General features: G+C 50.0%; 3 protein-coding genes. 1 reads left to right on the top strand and 2 read right to left on the bottom strand.

Annotated features, from left to right (window positions below; all coding sequences use genetic code 11):
- Together Q1M25_RS08965 and Q1M25_RS08960 are read right to left on the bottom strand one after the other, a co-directional pair.
- The coding region (locus tag Q1M25_RS08965; RefSeq protein WP_300483939.1) for a ParB/RepB/Spo0J family partition protein at positions 1 to 563 on the bottom strand (563 nt) is incomplete at its 3' end.
- A gap of 101 nt (positions 564 to 664) precedes the next feature.
- On the bottom strand, positions 665 to 2,449 hold the full coding sequence (locus tag Q1M25_RS08960; protein ID WP_300483937.1) for a bifunctional anthranilate synthase component I family protein/class IV aminotransferase: 1,785 nt from the start codon (positions 2,447 to 2,449) through the stop codon (positions 665 to 667).
- 166 nt (positions 2,450 to 2,615) lie between these two features.
- Here Q1M25_RS08960 and ppk2 point away from each other — a divergent pair, with 166 nt between their 5' ends.
- Positions 2,616 to 3,545, top strand: a complete 930-nt coding sequence (ppk2, locus tag Q1M25_RS08955; RefSeq protein WP_004519010.1) for a polyphosphate kinase 2 — start codon at positions 2,616 to 2,618, stop codon at positions 3,543 to 3,545.

Here is a 3,545-nt window from a genome sequence, read left to right as displayed (position 1 = left end):
AACGCACGGGCATGACCCATTTCCAGACGGCGTTGGTAAAGCATTTCCTGAACCGGCTCAGGCAGGCTCAACAGACGCAGGCTGTTGGAGATGGCACTACGGCTTTTACCGACGGCTTTGGCGATGGTTTCGTGAGTCAGGCCGAATTCGTCGGCAAGGCGTTTCAAACCTTGCGCTTCTTCAATCGGATTGAGGTTTTCACGTTGCAGGTTTTCAATCAAACCCATGGCCAACGCGGTTTCGTCGCTGATGGTTTTAATGACGACGGGAATTTCGGTCAAACCGGCCAACTGGGAAGCGCGCCAACGGCGTTCGCCGGCAATCAATTCATATTGAGACAGACCACGTTCGCGTACGATAACCGGCTGGATAATGCCTTGTGCTTTAATGGAATCGGCCAATTCCTGCAAAGCTTCATCATCAATTTGCACACGCGCCTGATAACGGCCGGGCTGAATATCGGCGATGGCAACCGTTGTCAGGCGGTCGCTACTGCTGCTGTCCACTGCATTGGAAATCAGCGAATCCAAACCGCGTCCCAATCCACCTTTTGCTTTTGCCATATTGTTTTCCCTTTCAGACGGCCTCATTGTTGAAATGACGTATTCTATCGGATATTGCCGCTTTACGACAATTTGAATCACGATGATTTGACTATCGCCATTTATTTACGGAGCGAAACCGCAAACACGCCCCTTAAAGCGTTGCTCAAGCGGATTTCTTCCGCATTTTCCAACATAGCGCACGTGATATGGGTTTCCTTGATTGTATCCGCGCCTAAATATAGCTGCGGTTGCTTCAATACCGCTTGGCGCATTACTCCGTTCAAAATATCCAAATCCAAAGACGGCGTGAGCCATTGTCCTTGATATTTGACGAACACATTGCTTCTTCCGCCCTCTAACAAAAGGCCGTCTGAATTGAAAAACAGGCCGTCAAATGCGCCCTGCCCTTCTGCCGTTTTCCATGCTTGGTCAAAAGTTTCACGGCGTGTGGTTTTGAAACGGCGCAGATAATCGCGTTGGTTTAATGCGTGCTCACTCAAGATGACGTATTGCTGCCCATCCAATTCGGAAACAGCCGCATGGCTCAATGCAAGGCCGTCTGAAAACAAAGCGGCTCTGACTCTAAATAACCCACTTGGCAACGCATCTATATAGTGTTGAATTTGCTCTGCCGCATTTTGAGGCCAAGGCAGGTTGAGCGCTTGTGCCGAGCTGTTCAGACGGCCTAAATGCAAATCGAGCAAACGGCATTGTTTGTCTTCCGCACGCATGGTTTCAAAAATACCGAAATCAGGCCGCAATTCATTCAGAAAACGCGCCTTCCAACCGCACTCGCGATATTCGGCTTCAGGATCGCTATCAATCACAATCCCCGAACCCACGCCATAAACGCCTTGATAAAGGCCGTCTGAAACCGGCTTCAAAGATAAGGTACGAATCACGACATTAAATACGCCTTCAAATCCCAAACCCGTCTCACACGGATGCAAAAAGCCGATGCTACCTGTGTACAAACCGCGCGGTTCAGATTCAAGGGACTCAATAATCTGCATACTCATGCGTTTGGGCGCACCGGTAATACTGCCGCACGGGAAGGCTGCACGGAAAATATCGGCAACCGAAACATCAGGCAGCGCCTGCGCCTCGATGGCACTGGTCATCTGCCAAACACTGCCGAAACGGGAAACTTTAAACGGCTCAGGCACGCGTACTTTGCCCGTTTGCGCGATTTTGCCGAGGTCGTTGCGCAACAAATCGACAATCATCACATTTTCGGCGCGGTTTTTCGGGTCGTTTTGCAATTCAACGGCGCGGCGTTCATCTTGCCCGTCGTGAAGAATCGGCGCAGTGCCTTTCATCGGCTCGGTTGTGATCAGGCCGTCTGAATCGATTTTGAGGAAAAGTTCGGGAGAGAAACACAAAGTCCACGCCTCCTGCCCTGCCCCGTCAGGCAGACAAGACAAAACGGCATACGGCACAGGCTGACGCAAACGGCGGTAAAGCTGAATCGGATTACCGTAAGTTTGCAGGTGTAGGCGCACGGTGTAATTGATTTGATAGGTATCGCCGCGGCGGATGGCTTCGTGGATTTGGTGGATATGCTCGAGATAATCGGCTTCGGATACGGAGAATCGGGGAGTAGAGATACCTGCCTCAAGGCCGTCTAAATGATTGGCCAGCCAGCTTTCGGCATCGATTTCAGAATAATCGGCAAACCAGTGCAAACGCAAATTGCCACTGCGACCAGACGGAATATCCATCAGCGGCAACCCAAATTCGTAGTCTGCAAACAACACTGCATGCAAACCCTTTTTCCAGCCGGCTTGCAAAATACTTGTTAACGAATCCAGTTCGTTATGATAAAACCGATGGCTTTCTACATGATTTTGATAGAGTTTTGCTCGGCCGCTCACGGCATCGTCAAACAGGGCGAAATAAGGCATGATTGCTGTACAAATAGGCTGATTATACGCTGCTTTTACATAAGTTAGCAGACAAATTCAAAAAAAGCACTCGAATGTAATTTTATGTAGTCGAACGAAGTATAAAAGGGTAGAATCAAACCATACCACACCATATCATTTAAAACTTAATCGATAAGGAGACTTTATGGCAGACCACCAATTAGAACCGTTCGAGAATGTTGAACTGGGCGAGAAACAAGACCAGCTGCAAGTATTCGAAAAGGCTGTTTTGGAACACGAAGGACGCGGCACTGACGAAGATTCCAGCAGCGCACCGCTTCCTGCCAACTACCCATACAAACAACGTATGCGTCGCTCTGTTTACGAAAAAGAAAAACAGAAGCTGCAAATCGAATTGTTGAAAGTACAAAGCTGGGTTAAAGATTCCGGTCAGCGTATCGTCAGCCTGTTTGAAGGCCGCGACGCAGCCGGTAAAGGCGGTACCATCAAACGCTTTATGGAACATTTGAACCCGCGCGGCGCACGCGTGGTTGCTTTGGAGAAACCAACCACTACCGAACGCGGCCAATGGTATTTCCAACGCTACATCCAAAACCTGCCGACCGCAGGCGAAATGGTATTCTTCGACCGCTCATGGTACAACCGTGCCGGCGTAGAACGCGTAATGGGCTTCTGCGAACCTAACGAATACCTGCTCTTCATGCGTCAAACCCCTGAATTGGAACGCATGCTTGTTGCCAGCGGCATCCACCTGTTCAAATTCTGGTTCTCCGTATCCCGTGAAGAACAACTCCGTCGCTTCATCTCCCGCCGTGACGACCCACTGAAACACTGGAAACTGTCCCCTGTGGACATCCAGTCGCTCGACCGCTGGGACGACTACACCGAAGCCAAAAACGCCATGTTCTTCCACACCCATACCGGCGACGCGCCTTGGGTCATCATCCGTTCCGACGACAAAAAACGTGCACGTTTGAACTGTATCCGCTACTTCCTGCACCAGCTGGACTATCCGGGCAAAGACGTGAAAGCCATCGGTAAAGTGGACGAGAAAATCGTTTTGGTTCCTGATACACGTTACAAAGACAAAACTGTCGAGCTCGGACACGATTAA

The sequence above is a fragment of the uncultured Neisseria sp. genome, from assembly GCF_951230505.1.
Taxonomy (GTDB): Bacteria; Pseudomonadota; Gammaproteobacteria; order Burkholderiales; family Neisseriaceae; genus Neisseria.
Note: the sequence above shows the minus strand (reverse complement) of the source record. Positions and strands in the feature narration are given on the sequence as shown.

Bases quoted from the DNA above. Each gene is read 5' to 3' on its own strand.
- Q1M25_RS08960 (WP_300483937.1), bottom strand. From the start codon at position 2,449: ATGCCTTATTTCGCCCTGTTTGACGATGCCGTGAGCGGCCGAGCAAAA.
- ppk2 (WP_004519010.1), top strand. From the start codon at position 2,616: ATGGCAGACCACCAATTAGAACCGTTCGAGAATGTTGAACTGGGCGAG.